The 19315-nt window shown below is 71.2% G+C and carries 15 protein-coding genes and 1 riboswitch; of the genes, 10 read left to right on the top strand and 5 right to left on the bottom strand.

What is annotated here, in order from left to right; translation table 11 throughout:
* Positions 1 to 93 precede the first annotated feature (93 nt).
* Together hemL and RI211_RS15510 are read left to right on the top strand one after the other, a co-directional pair.
* Positions 94 to 1416 (top strand): glutamate-1-semialdehyde 2,1-aminomutase, encoded by a 1323-nt coding sequence (hemL, locus tag RI211_RS15515; protein ID WP_315636429.1) that lies wholly within the window; start codon positions 94 to 96, stop codon positions 1414 to 1416.
* A 302-nt stretch (positions 1417 to 1718) separates the two neighbouring features.
* Positions 1719 to 2168, top strand: a complete 450-nt coding sequence (locus RI211_RS15510) for a hypothetical protein (RefSeq protein WP_136052962.1) — start codon at positions 1719 to 1721, stop codon at positions 2166 to 2168.
* 50 nt (positions 2169 to 2218) lie between these two features.
* Here RI211_RS15510 and RI211_RS15505 read toward each other — a convergent pair whose 3' ends face one another.
* Complete coding sequence (locus tag RI211_RS15505) at positions 2219 to 4186, bottom strand: ATP-binding cassette domain-containing protein (RefSeq protein WP_315636426.1); 1968 nt, start codon at positions 4184 to 4186, stop codon at positions 2219 to 2221.
* Between the two features lie 110 nt (positions 4187 to 4296).
* Between RI211_RS15505 and RI211_RS15500 the strand changes: the two genes are divergently transcribed.
* The gene (locus tag RI211_RS15500) at positions 4297 to 5358 is read left to right on the top strand and encodes an enoyl-CoA hydratase/isomerase family protein (protein ID WP_232089112.1); all 1062 of its coding nucleotides are present in this window, start codon (positions 4297 to 4299) and stop codon (positions 5356 to 5358) included.
* An 8-nt stretch (positions 5359 to 5366) separates the two neighbouring features.
* On the opposite strand, the gene RI211_RS15495 is transcribed toward RI211_RS15500, so the two are convergent.
* Positions 5367 to 5762: a GntR family transcriptional regulator gene (locus tag RI211_RS15495; RefSeq protein ID WP_315636422.1), complete on the bottom strand. Its 396-nt coding sequence runs from the start codon at positions 5760 to 5762 to the stop codon at positions 5367 to 5369.
* Positions 5759 to 6781, bottom strand: coding sequence for a hypothetical protein (locus RI211_RS15490; RefSeq protein ID WP_315636421.1), 1023 nt, complete (start codon positions 6779 to 6781; stop codon positions 5759 to 5761). The genes RI211_RS15495 and RI211_RS15490 overlap by 4 nt, the downstream gene beginning before the upstream one ends.
* A gap of 202 nt (positions 6782 to 6983) precedes the next feature.
* On the opposite strand from RI211_RS15490, the gene RI211_RS15485 reads away from it, so the two are divergent.
* Positions 6984 to 8711 carry an ABC transporter ATP-binding protein gene (locus RI211_RS15485; RefSeq protein ID WP_292797827.1) on the top strand — a complete coding sequence of 576 codons (1728 nt, stop codon included), beginning with the start codon at positions 6984 to 6986 and terminating at the stop codon, positions 8709 to 8711.
* Entirely contained in the window at positions 8708 to 11023 is a 2316-nt protein-coding gene (locus tag RI211_RS15480) for an ABC transporter ATP-binding protein (RefSeq protein WP_315636418.1), read from the top strand. The genes RI211_RS15485 and RI211_RS15480 overlap by 4 nt, the downstream gene beginning before the upstream one ends.
* Before the next feature lie 57 nt (positions 11024 to 11080).
* Here RI211_RS15480 and RI211_RS15475 read toward each other — a convergent pair whose 3' ends face one another.
* Positions 11081 to 12562, bottom strand: coding sequence for a D-alanyl-D-alanine carboxypeptidase family protein (locus tag RI211_RS15475; protein WP_315636416.1), 1482 nt, complete (start codon positions 12560 to 12562; stop codon positions 11081 to 11083).
* Between the two features lie 77 nt (positions 12563 to 12639).
* Positions 12640 to 12751, top strand: a riboswitch (TPP riboswitch).
* Here RI211_RS15475 and RI211_RS15470 point away from each other — a divergent pair.
* The 5 genes from RI211_RS15470 (at position 12742) to gadC (ending at position 18581) form a co-directional block, all read left to right on the top strand.
* Positions 12742 to 13383, top strand: a complete 642-nt coding sequence (locus tag RI211_RS15470; protein WP_187662552.1) for an ECF transporter S component — start codon at positions 12742 to 12744, stop codon at positions 13381 to 13383. Its footprint overlaps the riboswitch before it by 10 nt.
* Complete coding sequence (locus tag RI211_RS15465) at positions 13383 to 14840, top strand: ABC transporter ATP-binding protein (protein WP_315636413.1); 1458 nt, start codon at positions 13383 to 13385, stop codon at positions 14838 to 14840. The genes RI211_RS15470 and RI211_RS15465 overlap by 1 nt, the downstream gene beginning before the upstream one ends.
* Entirely contained in the window at positions 14837 to 15628 is a 792-nt protein-coding gene (locus RI211_RS15460) for an energy-coupling factor transporter transmembrane component T family protein (RefSeq protein WP_187662550.1), read from the top strand. Before RI211_RS15465 ends, RI211_RS15460 begins: the two co-directional genes overlap by 4 nt.
* Positions 15629 to 15728: 100 nt before the next feature.
* The gene (gene gad, locus RI211_RS15455) at positions 15729 to 17099 is read left to right on the top strand and encodes a glutamate decarboxylase (RefSeq protein ID WP_315636411.1); all 1371 of its coding nucleotides are present in this window, start codon (positions 15729 to 15731) and stop codon (positions 17097 to 17099) included.
* 9 nt (positions 17100 to 17108) lie between these two features.
* Positions 17109 to 18581 (top strand): glutamate/gamma-aminobutyrate antiporter GadC, encoded by a 1473-nt coding sequence (gene gadC, locus RI211_RS15450; RefSeq protein WP_259954375.1) that lies wholly within the window; start codon positions 17109 to 17111, stop codon positions 18579 to 18581.
* 7 nt (positions 18582 to 18588) lie between these two features.
* Here gadC and RI211_RS15445 read toward each other — a convergent pair whose 3' ends face one another.
* Entirely contained in the window at positions 18589 to 19314 is a 726-nt protein-coding gene (locus tag RI211_RS15445) for an aminoglycoside 3'-phosphotransferase (protein WP_280569446.1), read from the bottom strand.
* Position 19315: the final 1 nt, after the last annotated feature.

The following is a 19315-nucleotide window of genomic DNA, read 5'->3' as shown; positions in this document are numbered from 1 at the left end:
CCCTCCTGTCCGCAGACGGCCTTCGAAGGGCAGGCGGCGGGTTAGCCTGGAAGGGATGCCGGGAGAGCTCCGTGCATCCACGGAGGAGCCTCGATGACCGACCGCAATGACGACCTTTTCTCTGCCGCCCGTGCGGTGATCCCCGGTGGGGTGAACTCTCCGGTGCGCGCCTACGGGTCGGTCGGCGGGACGCCGCGGTTCCTCGCCTCGGCGCGGGGAGCGACCGTGACCGATGCCGCGGGCAACGAGTACGTCGACCTCGTCGCGTCGTGGGGCCCCGCCCTGCTCGGCCACGCACAGCCCGAGGTCGTCGCCGCGGTGCAGGAAGCCGCCACCCGCGGGCTCTCGTTCGGCGCTCCCACCGAGGGGGAGGTCGAGCTCGCCGCGCTCATCGCAGACCGCGTCCGCTTCGGCGAGATCCGTCCCGTCGAGCGTGTCCGGTTGGTCTCGACCGGCACCGAGGCCACCATGACCGCCATCCGCCTCGCTCGCGGCGCGACCGGCCGCGATCTGCTCGTGAAGTTCGCCGGCCATTATCACGGCCACTCCGACGGCCTGCTCGCCGAGGCCGGCTCCGGGGTCGCCACCCTCGCGCTGCCCGGCTCGGCAGGCGTGCCCGCGCCGATCGCTGCGCAGACGCTCGTGATCCGCTACAACGACCCGGAGGCGCTCGCCGCCGTCTTCGCCGAGCACGGCCCGCGGATCGCGGCCGTCATCGTCGAGGCCTCGGCGGCGAACATGGGCGTCGTCCCTCCGCTGCCGGGCTTCAACCGCCTCATCGCGGAGACCGCCCACGCGCACGGCGCCCTCATGATCCTCGACGAGGTCCTCACCGGATTCCGGGTGCACCCGGCGGGCTTCTGGGGACTCCAGGCGGAGGCGGGGGAGAACTACCTGCCCGACATCCTCACCTTCGGGAAGGTCGTCGGCGGCGGTATGCCGCTGGCGGCCCTCGGCGGTCGTGCCGAGGTCATGGACCTTCTGGCGCCGCTCGGCCCGGTCTACCAGGCGGGCACGCTCTCCGGGAACCCGCTGTCGGTGGCCGCGGGCCTGGCCACGCTGCGACTCGCGACGCCCGAGGTCTACGCGACCGTCGACGCCGCGGCCGCTCGGGTGTCGTCGGCGTTGGACCGCGCGCTCGGCGAGGCCGGGGTCACCCACGCTCTGGCGTCCGCCGGCAACCTCTTCAGCGCGTCTTTCCGGGCCTCCGCTCCGCGCGACTACGCCGAGGCGCAGGCGCAGGAGTCTTTCCGGTACGCCGCGTTCTTCCACGCGATGCGCGAGCACGGGGTCTCGCTGCCGCCGAGCGTCTTCGAGGCCTGGTTCCTCACCGCCGCGCACGGCGAGGACGAGCTCCAGCGCATCGAGGAAGCCCTGCCGCACGCCGCCCGGGCCGCCCTCACCGCGCGTCCCTGACGTCCGCCGCCGCTCGCTCGCGCGAAGACAGGCGCCCGCTCGGGAACAGGCGCCCCTGGACCCTGCTGCCTGATGTCGCGCGGATGCCTGCGCAGGGAGCGGCGGTCGCGAGGTCGGCGAGATCAGGCGCTCGCGCGGAGTCAGGCTTGCGCTCCTGGTAGCGGCCTGTTCCGGCGTGGGCGCCTGTCCTCGCGGGAGGTGGTTGCTGCGGGTGGGCGTGTGGGTGATTCCGACAAGGGATCGTTGCGTTCCTGTGAGCAACTTCCAGCCAACCGGGAGGGCGGCGCTGGCAGACTGGGGGCATGGTGACGTTGTTGCTGGACCAGACGCAACTCGAGGTCGTGCTCTCGCCCATCGAACGTGCCGCCACCTTCCACCGTGAGAACGTCCGCATCGTGCGCGACACGATCACCAAGGTCCAGCTGACCGATGACGCCTGGACCTGGCTCCGCGGCGTCCCGAACCCGGGCACCCACATCCCGGGCGTGCTGGCGGCGGGGAGCTGGAAGGCCGCGGGCAGCCTCGACTTCGTGCTGATCCGTCGCCGTCGCCCCAGCGTGGTCGTCGACCTCGAGGGCGACCCGCAGTACAACCGGCTGATCCTCACCACCCGGCACGGCCTCGCGCTCACGCAGGCTCTCCGCCTTCCCGTGTCGGAGGAGCCCGCGACGGTCGAGGAGATCGTCGCCACGGCCCCGACTCCCGTCTCGAAGGGCAGTCGCCGGCCCGTCATCCGGCCCCGTCCGGCCTGACCTCAGACGCAGAACGCCCTCCCGATCGGGAGGGCGTTCGTGTGTGCGGTTCAGCCGTGGTTCTCGTCGGAGCGCGCGCCGTGGTCCTCGTCCGCCTGCGCGTCGGGTGCCTGCTCCTGACCTGGAGCGTGCGCACCGGGCTCCTCCGAGGACTCGCCATCCGAGGATGGCTGCTCCTCGGACGGGGTGGCCTCGGTGGGGGCGTCGCCCTCCGCGGACGAGAGCGGGTAGTCCCTGGGCTCGTCCTCGTAGTAAGCGCGGGCGGCGGCGGCGAGCATGGAGCTCACGGCCGCGGATCGCGGGTCCTCGTCGTCGGTCGCGGGATCGGATGCCTCTGCCGGCTGCGTCGTGTCGGCCGTCGCGGTCTCGTCGTTCCACCCGGTCGCGGCGTCGAGCTCGGAGAAGAACTCCACGCCCGCGGGCTCCGGTTCGTCGGCCGCGGACTCCGCGTCCTCGGTGCCGGTCGTGTCGTCGGCGGCGTCGATGTCAGACGGAGCCTCGGGGCCCTCGATCTCGGCGCCCGCTGCAGGGACGGACGCGTCGGGTGTCGTCTCGTCCGACTCCCCTGGGGCGGGAGCGTCCTGTCCCGCCGACTGCTCGGGCGACGTGCGCGCCTCCGCCGTGTCTTCGTCCGCCATCTCGGCGGAGGATGCCGCGAACAGGGCGGCGAAAGAGCGTCGCGGGGACTCGGTCGCGGGCACCGGCGCGGGAGCGCCGAAGAGGATGTCGTCGAACGAACGCGAGGAGTCGGACTCCGCGTCGGACGCGGTGTCGGGCTCCGCATCCGTCTCCTCCTCGGCATCGCTCAACGTCAGCGCCGCGGTCTCCTCGACCACGGGGATGACCTGGACGGTCTCGTCGCCCGCAGCGGTCTCGACCACGGTCACGAGCTGGGTGGTCTCGTCGTCGACCGGGCCCTCGGCTCCCGCCGTCTCGTCATCGTCGCCTGACCCGGTGGCCGCGGCGTCGCCGGGGATCTCCGTGCTGAGGTCATCGGCGAGAGCCGCGGCACCGCCGGCCGCGAGAGCGGAGGCGGCGGCACCGGCGGCCGCATCGCCTGTCGTGGCCGTCTCGGTCCCGGTCGAAGCGTCTTCCGACGGTTCGAGCGCCGGAGCGGTGTCGAACCGGCCGCCGCGCATGAGGTCGATGAAGACGTCCTCCAGCGTCGGGCCGCGCTGCACGAGCGTGCTCAGAGCGATACCGGCGTCCGCAGCCACGGCACCCACTCGGCTCGCGTCGGTGCCGCGCACGGTCAGGCCGGAGCGGAGCACCTCGATGTCGAACCCGGCGGCGACCAGCGCGGTCGTGAGGCCCGGGCGATCGACGGAGTCGACGACCACCGAGCCGCCGGCCGGATCGGCGAGGGTCTCGATGCCGCTCGACAGCACGAGGCGTCCCTTGGAGAGCACGAGGACGTGGTCGGCGACCTGCTCGATCTCGCTGAGCACGTGGGACGAGACCAGCACCGTGCGGCCTTCGTCGGCGAGGCGACGCATCAGCAGACGCATCCAGCGGATGCCCTCGGGGTCGAGACCGTTCGCCGGCTCGTCGAACACGAGCGCTCCGGGGTCGCCGAGCAGCGCGTGGGCGACGCTGAGGCGCTGGCGCATGCCGAGCGAGAACCCGCCGATGCGCGTGTCCGCTTCGCCCTCCAGGCCGACCAGGGAGATCACCTCGTCGACGCGGGCGAGGCGGATGCCGTTGGCCTTCGCGGCGATGGTGAGCTGACGACTCGCGGTGCGGCGCGGCCGGTAGGCCGTCTCCTCCAGGACCGCGCCGATGGTGCGCAGTGGCTGGCGCAGCTCCGCGTACGCGACGCCGCCGATCGTGGCGGTGCCGGACGTGGGGCGCACCTGGCCGAGCAGGATGCGCAGGGTCGTCGTCTTGCCCGCGCCGTTGGGGCCGAGGAAAGCGGTGACCGCGCCGGGCTCGACCCGTGCGGAGAAGTCCGAGACGGCCGTCACCTCGTTGAAGCGCTTCGTCACATTCGTGAACTCGAGCACCTGTCCTTCGGGCATCCGGGACCTCTCGTTGCGATGAACAGTTCCTCCTATCCTGCCGGAAAACCGCCCCGGAACCCGCATTTCGTGCGGAATCCGGCCGCATGCGACGGGGTAGCCTGGCACCCGTGACCGATACCCCCGCCGCGCCCCGTGTCCTCATCCGCACCGAAGGAGCGCTCGGGCGGCTCACGCTCAACCGCCCTGAGGCGATCAATGCGCTCGACGAGGACATGATCGCGGCCATCACGACGGCGCTCGTCGCGTGGCGCGACGATTCCGACGTGCAGATCGTCCTCATCGACGGTGAGGGTGAGCGCGGCATGTGCGCGGGCGGCGACGTGCGCCGCCTGCACAGCCAGATCACGTCGGGTCATCCGGAGCAGTCCGCAGAGTTCTTCCGCCGGGAGTACGCGATGAACGCCATGATCGCGGAGTACCCGAAGCCCGTGGTCGCGCTCGCCGACGGCATCACCATGGGAGGCGGCATCGGTCTCGCGGGGCACGCCGCGATCCGCGTGGTCACCGAACGCTCGAAGCTCGCCATGCCGGAGACCCGGATCGGCTTCACGCCCGACGTCGGCGGCACGTGGCTGCTGGGGCGGGCGCCGGGACGGCTCGGCGAATACCTCGGTCTCACCGGGGCCACGATGAACGGTGCCGACGCCGTGTACGCGGGCTTCGCCGACCACTTCGTCCCCTCCGACCGCCTCGACGCGCTGCGCGAGGCTCTGGCGTACCGCGCCGATCCGACGAGCCCGAGCGAGATCGTCCTGCTCTTCGACGAGACGCCGGAGCCGTCCGCGCTCCCCGACGCGCGGGAGTGGATCGACGAGGTCTTCGCCGCCTCGACCGTGCCCGAGATCCTGGAGCGGCTGCGTGCGCTCGGCACCGATGAAGCGGCCGCCGTCGCCGACCTGCTCGACGGACTGGCCCCGACCGGCCTCGTCGTGACCCTCGACGCCGTGCGGGAGGCGCGGGGGATGAGTGGGCTTCGTGCCGCGCTCGAAGGCGAGTACCGCCGGGTGCTGTGGTTCGTGAACGAGCACCCCGACCTGGTGGAGGGCATCCGGGCGCAGGTGGTCGACAAGGACCGCAACCCGAAGTGGCAGCCGGCCTCCCTCGCCGAGCTCGGCCCCGACGCCGGGGCGGCCGCGCGCGACTACGTGCCGCAGCCGGCGCTGTTCTGACGCGCGCCTCAGCTCTCTTCGGAGACGACGGCTGCGCGGCGACGGGACTCCCAGGTCGCCCGGATCACATCGGTGACGTCGCCGGATTCGAGGCCGGCGTCCTGTGCGGCTTCGACCAGCTCGCGGATCCTCCGGATAACCGCCCCCGGCAGCACGGCGGCGGAGTCGGCGACTCGCGTGCCTGCCGCGGTGCGCGATACGACCAGACCGTCCGCTTCGAGCATCTTGTAGGCGCGCGCCGCCGTGCCTGGGGCGACCCCGAGGTCGCCTGCCGTCTGCCGGACCGACGGCAGGCGCTCCCCGGCACCGAGTTGCCCGGAGACGATGAGCCCGCGGAACTGGCGATAGATGTCCCGGGCCGGGAGCGCATCGTCGGGGCCGGACAGCGGGGAGCGTGCCGTCATCGCGCGTCCTCCGGCTGCCGCGTCGCCACTGTCGCGGCGTCCACCGACCGGCGGGAGCCGCCCCGCTGCAGAGCCAGCGTCGAGAGGACCAGGAGCGTCACGGCGGCGACCTCCAGCGCGGGGGCGAAAGCGCCGGCCGCGCGGGCGATGTCGGCGTAGCGCCAAACAACTTCGAACGTGCCTTCGCCCTCGATCGTGAGAGGGCCGATCCGCCCCGCGCTCCCGATGAACCGCCAGGCGGCGGCCATCGTGAGCAGGATCCCTCCGGTCGCGACCTGGGCGAGCCCCGCGGCGATCCGGCGGCGCTCGTGGTGTTCGGCGGGAACGGTCGCCGGGCGGAGGAACGGACGCGTGGCGTTCGCCGACAGCGCCCACAGGACCGCTCCGGCGAGGAGTGCGCAGCAGAGCAGTACCGCGACGCCGTAGGCCCACCCATAGAACCACAGCCGCACCGGGTCGACGTCGGTGTTCGGCGCGGGGATCTCCAGGAACACGAAGGGCCCGCCGTCGATGTTCGACGACGCGCAGCCGGCGGCGATCGTCGTGAGGACGAGTCCGAGGAGCGCGAGGCCTGCCGCGGCGGTTCCACCGCGAGGGCTGAAGGAGAGCCAGGTCCGCCGGGTCCCGGTGGTCACCGGCTCCGTCGTGTGGCGCGTACCTCGAACGCTGATCGTGAGCGCCAGGGTGGCGGCGACGGCGGCGGTGGCGAATACGGGGGCGGCGTAGCGCCACCAGGACACCTCGCCGTTCAGCGACAGCACGTGCCGCGCGAGCACCTCCACCGTCACCCCCGTCCCGAGGACCACCAGGGCGCCGACGGCGAGGAGGCGCCGCTCGGGCGAATAGCGCGCGCCCACGGCGACGGCCTCATCGCGCATCAGTCGGGTCGCCGTCGCCGCACGCGTGCGCCACCAGGGCGTGAGAGCGAGCAGCGCAGCGATGACGAGGCCGATGACGAGGGAGACGACCGGCGAGGAGAGGACGGCGCCGACGATGTCGGGCGGGGTGGCGTTCGGCATGCGGACTCCATTCGTTGTGCCATATGTCTATCACAAGTTGTGTCAGTTGTATGATACATAGAGAGGTTCGCTGTGAGCGAAGGTCCTCCCGGAGGGGGATCCGAATGTCGCCGCTTCGTGGCACCCTGTCCTATGGCCGGTCGTCGGTCGGCATCCGTCTGCCGGGAGACCCGCCGCCTCCTCCTTCCTAGAAAGTCCGCCTGTGCTGGGAAAACTCCTCCTCCGATATCTGTCTCGCTACAAGTGGCTCCTCGTCGCCGTGCTGGTCTTCCAGTTCGCCAGCGCGGCCGCGACCCTCTACCTGCCCCGCCTCAACGCCGACATCATCGACAAGGGCGTCGCCCAGGGCGACACCGCGTACATCTGGCGCACCGGCCTGTTCATGCTGGCCGTGTCGCTCGGCCAGATCGTGGCCTCGGTCATCGCGACCTTCTTCGCCGCCCGCGCCGCGATGGGGGCGGGTCGTGACATCCGTGCCGACGTGTTCGGCAAGGTCAGCGGCTTCTCCGAGCGCGAGGTCTCGCAGTTCGGTGCCGGTTCCCTCATCACCCGCAACACGAACGACGTGCAGCAGGTGCAGATGCTGGCGATGATGGGCGCGACGATGCTCGTCACCGCGCCGCTGCTCGCGATCGGCGGCATCATCTTCGCCGTGCAGACCAACGCCGGGCTGAGCTGGCTGATCGCCGTCTCCGTCCCGGTGCTGCTCCTCCTCGCGGCACTCGTCATCGGCCGCATGGTCCCGCTGTTCCGCAGCTACCAGGGCAAGCTCGACAACGTGAACCGCATCATGCGCGAGCAGCTCACCGGCGTGCGCGTGGTGCGGGCCTTCGTCCGCGAGCGCATCGAGGAAGAGCGCTTCCGCGGCGCGAACACCGACATCATGGTCGTCGGCCGCAAGGTCGGCTCGCTGTTCGTGCTGCTGTTCCCGCTCTTCATGCTCATCCTCAACGTGACGGTCGTCGCCGTCATCTGGTTCGGCGGCATCGAGGTCAACAACGGCACCGTGCAGGTGGGCACCCTGTTCGCCTTCATGCAGTACATCGGTCAGATCATGGGCGGCGTCATCATGGCGAGCTTCATGGCCATGATGATCCCGCGCGCCGCCGTCTCGGCCGAGCGCATCGGCGAGGTTCTGAACACCGAGTCGACGATGACCCGTCCGGCGGACGGCGTCACCGTCTTCCCGACGCCGGGCGCCGTCGCCTTCGACGACGTGTCGTTCACCTACCCCGGTGCCGACGCCCCGGTCCTCACCGGCATCAGCTTCGCCGCGGAGCCGGGCGAGACCGTCGCCGTCGTGGGCTCCACCGGGTCGGGCAAGACCACGCTCGTCTCGCTCATCCCGCGCCTGTTCGACGTCTCCGGCGGCTCCGTGCACGTCGGCGGCACGGACGTGCGGAACGCCGACGTCGAAGCGCTGTGGGACAGCATCGGCCTCGTGCCGCAGCGGCCCTTCCTCTTCACCGGCACCGTGGCCTCCAACCTGCGCTACGGCCGCGAGGACGCGACGGACGAGGAGCTCTGGCACGCTCTCGAGATCGCTCAGGGTCGTGACTTCGTCGAGGAGATGCCGGACGGCCTGGACTCCCGCATCGCCCAGGGCGGAACGAACGTGTCCGGCGGTCAGCGACAGCGCCTCGCGATCGCGCGGGCCATCGTGCACCGGCCGCAGGTACTCGTGTTCGACGACTCCTTCTCCGCACTCGACCTCACGACGGACGCCCGTCTGCGGCAGGCATTGTGGCGGGAGCTTCCGCACGTGACGAAGATCGTGGTCGCGCAGCGCGTCTCCACGATCACCGACGCCGACCGCATCGTGGTGCTCGAGGGCGGCACGATGGTCGGAGTCGGCACCCACGAGGAGCTGCTGGAGACCAGCGAGACCTACCGGGAGATCGTCGAGTCGCAGCTGGGGGTGGACGCATGAGCGAGCAGGACCCTTCGACAAGCTCAGGGACCCAGGGGGCGGGCCCTTCGACAAGCTCAGGGACCCAGGGCGCAGCGGCGCGGCGCCGCGGGCGAGGGAAGGCCCCGGCTCCCACGGTCGAGCGGGAGCTCACCGCCGAGGAGCAGTACGAGGCGGAGCTCGCCGAGCAGGCTCGGCAGCACTCCGGCGACTGGGACAGCGTCGCACCGGGCAAGGCCGACAACTTCGGCAAGAGCTTCGCCCGGATGATCGGGCTGCTCAAGCCCTCCGCCGTCTGGTTCGTCTTCGTGTCGATCCTCGGAGCGATCGGGGTCGTGCTGACCGTCGCCGCGCCGAAGGTGCTCGCCGAGGCGACGAACATCGTCTACCGCGGCTTCATCTCCATCCAGCTCGGCCAGCCGAGCGGCGACTTCCCCGGATTCCCCGCAGGGACGCCGCAGGACGTGGTGGTCGACGCGCTGCGTGATGCCGGACAGACCGACTTCGCGAACCAGGTGGGAGCGCTCGGCGACTTCCGGGTCGGCGACGGCATCGACTTCGACGCCCTGCGCTGGGTCATCGCGGCAGTCCTCGCGATCTACGTCGTGGCCGCGTTCCTCAGCTGGCTGCAGGGGTACGTCATCAACGTCATCATGGTCCGCACCATGTGGCGCCTGCGTGAGGCCGTCGAGGCGAAGATCAACCGGCTGCCGCTGGCGTACTTCGACAAGGTGCAGCGCGGCGAGCTGATCTCCCGCGTGACGAACGACATCGACAACATCACGCAGACCATGCAGCAGTCGCTGTCTGGTGCCCTGACCGCCGTGCTGACGGTGGTCGGCGTGCTCGTGATGATGTTCTCGATCTCGTGGCAGCTCGCGCTCGTGGCCCTCGTGGCGCTTCCGCTCATGGGAGTGATCTTCGGCGTCATCGGTCCGCGGTCGCAGAAGGCCTTCGGCACGCAGTGGCGCAAGGTCGGGCGGCTCAACGCCCGGGTCGAGGAGGCCTTCTCCGGCCACGCCCTGGTCAAGGTGTTCGGCCGCGAGCAGGACGCCCTGGACAAGTTCAAGGCCGAGAACGAGGAGCTGTTCCAGGCGAGCTTCAAGGCGCAGTTCCTCTCGGGCATCATCATGCCGGCGATGACCTTCGTCGGCAGCCTCACCTATGTCGGCATCGCGGTGCTCGGCGGCCTCATGGTCGCGAGCGGGCAGCTGCGCCTCGGCGACGTGCAGGCGTTCATCCAGTACTCGCAGCAGTTCACGCAGCCGCTGTCCGAGCTGGGTGGCATGGCCGCGGTCGTGCAGTCCGGCACCGCCTCGGCGGAGCGGGTGTTCGATTTGCTCGACTCCGACGAGCAGGAGGCCGACGCCCCCGACGCCCCCGCGCTCCGCGAGGGCGAGGGTGTGATCGAGTTCGAGAACGTCTCCTTCTCGTACTCGCCGGAGCGTCCGCTCATCACCGATCTCTCCTTCCGGGTGGAGCCGGGGCAGACCGTCGCGATCGTCGGCCCCACCGGCGCCGGCAAGACGACGCTCGTGAACCTCATCATGCGGTTCTACGAGCTCAGCGGCGGACGGATCACCCTCGACGGTCAGGACATCTCGACCATCACGCGCGACGAGCTGCGCTCCCGCACCGGCATGGTGCTCCAGGACCCCTGGCTCTTCGCCGGGAGCATCCGCGAGAACATCCGCTACGGCCGTTCGACCGCGACGGACGAGGAGGTGCTGGCCGCGGCGAAGGCGACCTACGTCGACCGCTTCGTGCACGCGCTTCCGGACGGGTACGACACCGTGCTCGACGAGGACGCGTCGAACGTCTCGGCCGGTGAGCGCCAGCTCATCACGATCGCGCGGGCCTTCGTGGCGCAGCCGTCGATCCTCATCCTGGACGAGGCGACGTCCGCGGTCGACACCCGCACCGAGCTGCTGCTGCAGAACGCGATGGCGGCGCTCCGGCACGGACGGACCTCGTTCGTCATCGCGCACCGTCTGTCGACCATCCGCGACGCCGATCTCATCCTCGTGATGGAGCACGGCGACATCGTGGAGAAGGGCACGCATGACGAGCTCATCGCGGCGCAGGGCGCGTACTGGCGGCTGTACCAGTCGCAGTTCGAGCAGGCGGCGACCGACCTCGATGCGGAAGCGGCTCTCACCGGCTCGTCTCCGGTGGTCGTGACCGGCGAGGCGGACGCGGAAGCCAGTGCCGAGGAGCAGGCGGCGGACGCCGTGGCGGGAGCAGCCGTCGGCGCCCAGGTTCCGGCGGCCGAGTCCGCAGCAGCGCAGGCGCTTCTCGACGACGGCGCGGACGGCTCCACGCCCCGCGCCTGACCCGCTTCACGCACGATGCCCCACTCCGGATCCGGAGTGGGGCATCGTCGTCAGGACTCAGTCGTCCCCGGAGATGCCGAAGAGCTCGAGCGGGTGGGTGAGCCGCCACCACGGGCTCGGACCGTCCAGGTCCTCGTCGAGGACGAGCGCGGTCTCCGTGCTGTCGACAGGGCCGGTCGTGGTCAGGGTGCCGACCGTCCCGTCCGCCTCCCGTTCCTCCCCGAGGTCGAACACCGGCGATGCGGTCGCGCTCGCCCCGTTCCACAGCACGACGTCGGCGTCCTCGCCCGCGACCACGTCGACGCGCTCACCCCAGGCGGTGACCACGCGCCCGACCACCGTGCCCGCCGGGACGGCCGGGCCCTGGGCCTGCAACGCCGCCTCCGTCTGGGCGAACAGCGCACGGGTGAGGGCGAGACGCCCCTCGTCGTCCTCCTGGTTCAGCGCCGCGACGTAGAGCCGGACCGTCGAGTCGCCGACGGCGACGTCCTTGGCGGTCAGCAGATTCCACCCGACGAGGGTGCCCGTCTTGATGCCGACGACACCCGGATCGGCGAGCATCCCGTTCGTGTTCTCGACCTTGCCTGCCCCGGGCAGGTCGACAGACCGGGTTCCCACGATCTCGGCGAACACCGGGTTGCGCATGGCCATCTCGCCCAGCGCCACGAGGGCCTCGGGGGTGGCGACGTTGCGTTCATCGAATCCCGACGGCGTCACCACCGTGATGCCGGAGAGCCCGCGTTCGCCGAGCCAGACCTCGGCCGCGGCGGCGAACTCCCGGTCGGACCCCCAGATCTCCGACGCCAGCCGGTCGATGTAGTTGTTGGCCGAGCCGAGCAGGGTGCCCTGGAGAAGCTGGTACTCGGTCAGCACTCCACCCACGGGAACATCGAGTGCGGACTGATTGGCGATCCGGTAGTCCCAGTAGCGGATGCTGTCGGCGTACGTGAAGGCGAACTCCGGACCCTGCTCCCCGGGGGCGAGCGGCAGACGATCCAGCACCATGAGGCTGCTGACGACCTTCGTGATGCTCGCGATGCTCACCGGAGCGGTGGTGGACGCCGCGGTCGTCATCCCGGCGATCCCGACAGCGCCGTCGCCGACCGCGGGCCAGGCGAGCGCGGCGGTGGGGGCGGCGACCGGGGTGAACTCGACGGCCTGGACGGTCGGGGCGACCTCGTGCAGCGGCCAGAGCAGCGTGGTGCCGGCGTAGGAGGCGACGAGACCGACGAGCACACCGAGCGGGACGAGCAGTCCGGGGCCGGCGATCGCGGGTCGCAGTTTCGCGTCGCGCAGCAATCCCGTCTCGTCCTCCGTGCCGGCCGAGGCGTCGAACTCGGGCGTCGACGACTCCGCGGCGACGAGCGACGGGTCCACCCAGGTCAGCGCGGTCGCCGGAGCCGACGCATCGGCCCACGACACCGCTTCCGTGACCGGAGGGTCGAGCGCGGGCTCGGCGGACACGGGTGCGGAGTCTTCGGGCCGCGCGTCGACGTCGACGCCGCCGGACGCCTCTTCAGGGGGATCGGAAGCGGTCACTCGCTTACGGTACCGAATACCGCCCGGAATCCGCCGTGCGCGGCTCGGGACGCGCGGGCGGAACGGGGTAGGATCGACAGCACAACCACGGGAGTCCGGCGAGCCGGGCTGAGAGGGAGCGAATCGCGCTTCGACCGTCGAACCTGATCTGGGTCATGCCAGCGCAGGGAGGAGTTCACATGAGTACGTCCACGTCCGCATCCGCGTCTGCGAAGAGCACGGCCGTTCCGGCGCGCGGCTATCTGCGCTGGCGCGTCGTCGACATCGTCGTCGCCAGCGTCCTCGGCGTCGCCGCCGGTCTGATCTTCCTGGCCTGGAACGTCGGATACCTGGGGCCGAAGGCCCTGCTCGAGCCGTTGCTTCCCGGCCTCCAAGGGCTCCTCGACGGCCCGTGGCTCTTCGCGGGCGTGCTCGGCGGGCTCATCATCCGCAAGGCGGGCGCCGCGATCTACGTCGAGCTGCTGGCCGCCGTCGTCTCGGCGCTCATCGGTAACCAGTGGGGCGGCTTCCTCACGCTCGAGGCAGGCCTCGTGCAGGGACTCGGTGCCGAGCTGATCTTCCTGCTGTTCTTCTACCGCCGCTGGTCGCTGCCCGTCGCGATCCTCGCCGGTGCCGGCGCTGCGCTCGCGGGCGGCATCAACAACCTCGTCCTCTGGTACGCCGGCTCCGGTCCCGCCTTCACCGCGATCTATCTCGTGAGCACCGTGATCTCCGGGGCGGTCATCGCCGGTGCGCTGTCCTGGGTGCTCGCGCGCGGCATCGCGGCGACGGGGGCTCTCGACCGTTTCGGCTCCGGGCGCGAGGCGCGCGTGCGCGTCTGATGTCGTCCGAGCAGGTCGCTCCCGCCGGCGTCGAGGCCCGGGGGTGGGGGTGGCGACACGCGAGTCGCCTCGCCTGGGCGCTGCGCGATGTCTCGTTCCGCGTCGAGCCCGGCGAGCGGGTTCTCGTGCTCGGGGCCTCTGGCGCGGGCAAATCCACACTGCTGCACGGCCTCGCCGGTGTGCTCGGCGGCGAGGAGGAGGGGGAGAGCGAGGGGGAGCTGCTCATCGACGGCGGCCCCGCCGTGGCCACCCGCGGTCGGGCCGGGCTCGTCCTCCAGGATCCCGACTCGCAGGTGATCCTCGCCCGCGCCGGCGACGATGTGGCCTTCGGCTGTGAGAACCTCGGGGTGCCGCGGGCGGAGATCTGGCCTCGTGTCGAGGCGGCCATGGCGGCCGTCGGCCTCGACGTGCCGCTCGACCATCCGACCGCGGCGCTCTCGGGCGGCCAGAAGCAGCGCCTCGCCCTGGCCGGCATGCTCGCGATGCGCCCCGGACTCGTGCTGCTGGACGAGCCGACGGCGAATCTCGATCCCGAGGGCGTGCGCGAGGTGAGGGATACGGTGGAGCGGATGCTCGCCGCGCGTCCCGCCACCCTCGTGGTCGTGGAGCATCGCCTCGAGGTGTGGCTGCCCCTCCTCACGCGGGTCATCGTGCTCGGCGCCGGCGGGGTTGTCGCGGACGGCACTCCCGCGGAGGTGCTCGGCACGGAGGGGGAGCGCCTGGCGGCGGACGGCGTGTGGGTACCCGGCCGCCCGCCGGCCGAGCCCCCCGCACCACGCGCGGCGCCCGGGGACGTGCTGCTCTCGGCGCACGGGCTGGCTGTCGCACGGGCGAAGGGGCGTCCGGTGGCGCACGACATCGACCTGGACGTGCGTGCCGGCGAGGCCCTCGCGATCACCGGGCCGAACGGCGCGGGCAAGTCCACGCTGGGCCTGACCCTCGCGGGGCTCCTCCCTCCCGCAGGGGGAGCTGTGATCGCGGCGCCGTCACTCGCGCAGGGGGCCGATCCGTCTCCGATCCGGTGGGCGTCTCGCGAGCTCCTCACGCGGATCGGGATGGTGTTCCAGGAACCGGAGCACCAGCTCCTCGCCCAGACCGTGCGCGACGAGCTCGCGGTCGGTCCCCGCGCCCTGGGCGTCCCCGATGACGAGGTGTCTGCCCGCGTCGACGAGCTGCTCACCCGCCTGCGGCTCGCGCACCTGGGTGCGGCGAATCCGTACACGCTCTCGGGCGGGGAGAAGCGCCGCCTGACGGTCGCGGCCGCGATCGCCACGAGACCCCGGGTGCTGATCCTCGACGAGCCGACCTTCGGCCAGGACGCCCGGACCTGGGCCGAGCTCGTGGCGATGCTCGCCACCCTCCGGGACGAGGGATCGGCGATCGTCACCATCACCCACGATCTCGATGTGGCGCGCGCTCTGCACGCCACCCGGTTCGTCCTGGGGGCACCGGCATGACGGCGCTCGCCCCCGCCCCCACCCGCACCGGCGTCGTCGCCCGCATCAATCCGGTCGCCAAGCTGGGGGTGAGCGCGCTCATCGCCGTGCCGCTGGTCCTCACGCTCGACCCGGTGTCGGCGGCCGTCGCCCTGGCACTCGAAGCGGTGCTGTTCCTCTTCGCGGGCATCGGCTGGCGGGAGTTCTGGGTGCGCACGTGGCCGGTCTGGCTCGCGGCGCCGCTGACCGGTCTCACCATCGCCCTCTACGGCGAGACGAGCGGCACCGTCTACGTCGACTGGTTCGTGCTGCGCATCAGCGAGGGGTCGCTCGCGCTCGCCGTCGCCACGATGCTGCGCGTGCTCGCGATCGCCCTGCCCTCCGTGGTCCTGTTCATCACGGTGGATCCCACGGATCTCGCCGACGGCCTCGGGCAGATCCTGCGGCTTCCGGCCCGATTCGTCCTCGGCGCGCTCGCCGGCCTGCGCATGGTGGGACTGTTCCTCGACGACTGGCGTGCTCTCGAACTCGCCCGTCGCGCGCGCGGCGTGGCCGACCGCGGGCGCATCCGGCGCTTCCTCGGCATGGCCTTCGCCCTGCTCGTGCTGTCGATCCGCCGGGGCGCGAAGCTCGCGACAGCGATGGAGGCGCGGGGCTTCGGCGCCCCCGGCCGTCGCACCTGGGCGCGGGAGTCGCGCTTCGGCGCGCCCGAGTGGATCCTGCTCGCCGTCGGGGCGGCGATCTCCGCGACGGCGATCGCCGCCGCGGTCGCGACCGGAGCCTGGAACTTCATCCTCGGGCCGTCCTGACCCTCACCCCTTTCGGACGAGGGTCCCTGGAGGTCGGTCAGAGGCGGGGCTAGCGTCCGCAGGAGACAGTGCCATCGACACCGACCGAAAGGGACGTCCCATGAGCATCTCCTCCGCCGACGACCAGCCGCTCTTCACGCGGCCGGGCGAGGCCACCGTCGCACCACGACACGTCATCCCCGACACCGAGTCGCTCCCCGCGACGGCGAAGCAGATCGTCGAAGACGAGACGATCCTCGACGGCAACGCACGCCTCAACCTCGCGACCTTCGTCAGCACCTGGATGGACGACGAGGCGAAGCAGGTCTACATGGCCTCCTTCGACAAGAACATGATCGACAAGGACGAGTATCCGCAGACCGCCGCCATCGAGGACAACTGCTGGCACATGCTCGCGAACCTGTGGAAGGCCCCGGATGCGGCGCGCAGCATCGGCACGTCGACGATCGGCTCCTCCGAGGCGTGCATGCTCGGCGGTCTCGCGTTCAAGCGTCGCTGGCAGCAGGCCCGCCGTGCCGCCGGCAAGGACGCCTCCACGCCGAACCTCGTGATGTCGAGCGCGGTGCAGGTGTGCTGGGAGAAGTTCTGCAACTACTTCGACGTCGAGCCGCGCTACGTGCCCATCAGCGAGGAGCACAAGACGCTCGACGGCCACGATCTCGAGAAGTACGTGGACGAGAACACCATCGGGGTCGTCGCCATCATGGGCGTCACCTACACCGGCATGTACGAGCCGGTGGCGGAGATCGCCGCGGCGCTCGACGCGATCCAGGAGAAGACCGGCCTCGACATCCCGATCCACGTGGACGGCGCCTCCGGTGCCATGATCGCTCCGTTCCTCCAGCCGGACCTCGTGTGGGACTTCCGACTGGAGCGTGTGCACTCGATCAGCACCTCGGGACACAAGTACGGTCTCGTCTACCCCGGCCTCGGCTGGGTGGTCTGGCGCGACGCGCAGTGGCTGCCGGAGGATCTCATCTTCCAGGTGAGCTACCTCGGCGGGGAGATGCCTACCTTCGCCCTGAACTTCTCCCGCCCCGGTGCTCAGGTGCTGCTGCAGTACTACCTGTTCCTCCGCCTCGGGTTCGAGGGCTACCGCGCGGTGCAGCAGGCCTCGCAGGACGTGGCGAAGTTCCTCTCCGCGGGCATCGAGAAGCTCGACGCGTTCGAGCTGTGGAACGACGGCAGCGACATCCCGGTGTTCGCCTGGCGCCTGAAGGACGGGCACACCGACAAGTGGACGCTCTACCACCTGCAGGATCGGCTCCGGATGCGCGGCTGGCTCGTCCCCGCGTACCCGATGCCCGCCGATCTGGAGGACCTCACGGTGCAGCGCATCGTCGTGCGCAACGGGCTCAGCATGGACCTGGCCGCCGAACTGCTCGACGCCATCACCGCCGAGGTGGCCCACCTCGACGCGCTCACGGCCCCCATGCCGTCCGACCACCCCGACTCGGCGTTCCACCACTAGGGGGCCGAGATGTCCGCTCCGCAGTCCGGTCCGACCGGCGCCGCGCCCGCGCCGCGCGTCTCCCGTCCCGCCGTCGCCGTCCTCGGCATCGGCCAGCTCGCCCTGCTCACCCTCGTCGTCGTGGCGAGCCTGCGGTCGCTGCCCGCGATGGCGATCTACGGCCTCGGCAGCATCATGCTGTACCTCATCCCCGCGGTGCTGTTCCTCGTCCCCACCGCCCTCGTCGCCGCGGAGCTGGCGACGGGGTGGAAGGGCGGGGTGTACGTCTGGGTGCGGGAGGCCCTCGGCAACCGCTGGGGATTCACCGCGGTGTGGCTGCAGTGGATCCAGAACGTCGTCTGGTTCCCCACGCAGCTCGCGTTCGTGGCCGGCGCCCTCGCCTTCGTCTTCCTCGACCCCTCGCTGTCCAGCTCCGGCTTCTTCACGGCCGTCATCATCATCGTCTGCTACTGGGGCGCCACGCTCGTCACGCTCCGCGGCGGCGACCTCTTCGCCAAGCTGGGCTCGTGGGGCGGCATCATCGGCACGCTGTTCCCGGCGGTGCTGCTCATCGTGTTCGGGGCGGTGTGGGTCTTCAGCGGGGAGAAGAGCCAGGTACCGCTCGAGGCCTCGGCGGTGATCCCGCCGTTCACGGGTCTCGCGTCCATCGTGCTGATCGTCTCGAACGTGCTCGCCTACGCCGGTATGGAGGTGAACGCGGTCCACGTGAATCAGATGAAGGATCCCGGCAAGGGCTACCCGCGCTCGGTGTTCCTCGCCGCCGGCCTCATCCTGCTCGTCTTCATCCTGCCCACCATCGCGATCGCGGTCGCGGTGCCCAAGAAGGAGCTCGGGCTGACGAACGGCATCATGCTCGCGTTCGGGGAGTACTTCGACCACTGGGACATGGGATGGGCGACGGCCGTCGTGTCCGCGCTCATCGCCGCCGGTGCCCTCGCCTCGGTCGTGACGTGGGTCGCCGGTCCCTCCAAGGGTGTGCTGGCGGCGGCGGAGACGGGACTGCTCCCGCCGCTGCTGCAGAAGCGGAACAAGGCCGGTGTGCAGTCCGGCATCCTGATGCTCCAGGGGACCATCGTGACGATCCTCGCGGCGATCTTCATCATCGTGCCCAACGTCAGCGCCGCCTTCGTGGCGCTCATCGACATGGCCGCCGCGCTGTACCTCATCATGTACATGCTCATGTTCGCCTCGGCGATGGTGCTGCGGCGGAAGGCGCCTGACGTCCCCCGTGCCTACCGGGTGAAGGCTCTCCCGTTCGTCGCCGGCGTCGGGTTCTTCGCCTGCCTCGCGGCGTTCCTGCTCGCCTTCATCCCGCCCGACGGCTTCACCGCGTTTCCGGCCGCCGCGTACCCGTGGATCGTCGGTGTCGTGATCGTCGTGCTCGGCGCTCCGCCGTTGCTGTTCTACGCGCTGCGGAAACCGTCGTGGGATCGGCGCCCGGCCGACGGGAGCCTCCTCAGCGACGCCCACCCGGAGGCGTGAGCCCGGCTCAGGACTCGTTCCAGAGCCGTCGGTAGTACTCCAGCCTCGGGCGGTCGGGGTCGACGCCGTAGGCCGCGATGAGCGTGTCCTCCCACCCGGGACCGAAGTTCCACAGCGTGCTCATGGCGGCCACGGCGATGTCGGCCCACCGGTCGGCGACCCCGAGCGCGGCGAGGTCGACGTGGGCGACCGGACGGCCGTCGTCGTCGAGCAGGGTGTTGGGGAGGCACGCGTCGCCGTGGCAGACCACGAGCCGGTCGATCGACGGCGGCTCGAGCAGGTCCGTCGGCACCGTCGTGCCGCGGGCGGCGGCGTTCGCGATGCGCTCCGCCGGGCTCCACGTCCACGGGCACTCCGCGACGGGGAGGGCGTCGTGCAGGAGGCGCAGACCGACCCCGACCGCGCGCACGGCGGTCTCCGGAGACGACGCCCAGCGCGGATCCACCGCACTGCTGCCGGGGAGGGCTGTCGTCACGAGCCACTCGTACGCCTCGTCCTGGCCCTGGGAGATCACCTCGGGCACGGTGGTCCAGGTGCGGGCCCAGCGCATCCGCTCGGCCTCGTCACGCATGTTCGCCTCGGGATCGAGGGGACCCCATTTGATGTAGCGGCCGTCATCGGTGCGGAAGGTCAGGCCGCCGAGCGCGTTGCGCCACGCGGGGGTCAGTGCGGCCCCGGCGGCGAGTTCGCGCACCCGGGCGGGGACCTCGACGGACGCTGCGGGGATGCTCACC

This window comes from Microbacterium meiriae (genome assembly GCF_032364335.1).
In the GTDB taxonomy this organism is placed as follows: domain Bacteria; phylum Actinomycetota; class Actinomycetes; order Actinomycetales; family Microbacteriaceae; genus Microbacterium; species Microbacterium meiriae.
This window is presented reverse-complemented; position numbering and strand designations above follow the sequence as displayed.

Excerpts from the sequence above, each read along its gene's own strand:
- gad (WP_315636411.1), top strand. The coding sequence starts at position 15,729 with ATGAGCATCTCCTCCGCCGACGACCAGCCGCTCTTCACGCGGCCGGGC.
- RI211_RS15465 (WP_315636413.1), top strand. The coding sequence starts at position 13,383 with ATGTCGTCCGAGCAGGTCGCTCCCGCCGGCGTCGAGGCCCGGGGGTGG.
- RI211_RS15470 (WP_187662552.1), top strand. The coding sequence starts at position 12,742 with ATGAGTACGTCCACGTCCGCATCCGCGTCTGCGAAGAGCACGGCCGTT.
- gadC (WP_259954375.1), top strand. The coding sequence starts at position 17,109 with ATGTCCGCTCCGCAGTCCGGTCCGACCGGCGCCGCGCCCGCGCCGCGC.
- RI211_RS15505 (WP_315636426.1), bottom strand. The coding sequence starts at position 4,186 with ATGCCCGAAGGACAGGTGCTCGAGTTCACGAATGTGACGAAGCGCTTC.
- RI211_RS15480 (WP_315636418.1), top strand. The coding sequence starts at position 8,708 with ATGAGCGAGCAGGACCCTTCGACAAGCTCAGGGACCCAGGGGGCGGGC.
- RI211_RS15490 (WP_315636421.1), bottom strand. The coding sequence starts at position 6,781 with ATGCCGAACGCCACCCCGCCCGACATCGTCGGCGCCGTCCTCTCCTCG.
- hemL (WP_315636429.1), top strand. The coding sequence starts at position 94 with ATGACCGACCGCAATGACGACCTTTTCTCTGCCGCCCGTGCGGTGATC.
- RI211_RS15460 (WP_187662550.1), top strand. The coding sequence starts at position 14,837 with ATGACGGCGCTCGCCCCCGCCCCCACCCGCACCGGCGTCGTCGCCCGC.
- RI211_RS15495 (WP_315636422.1), bottom strand. The coding sequence starts at position 5,762 with ATGACGGCACGCTCCCCGCTGTCCGGCCCCGACGATGCGCTCCCGGCC.
- RI211_RS15510 (WP_136052962.1), top strand. The coding sequence starts at position 1,719 with ATGGTGACGTTGTTGCTGGACCAGACGCAACTCGAGGTCGTGCTCTCG.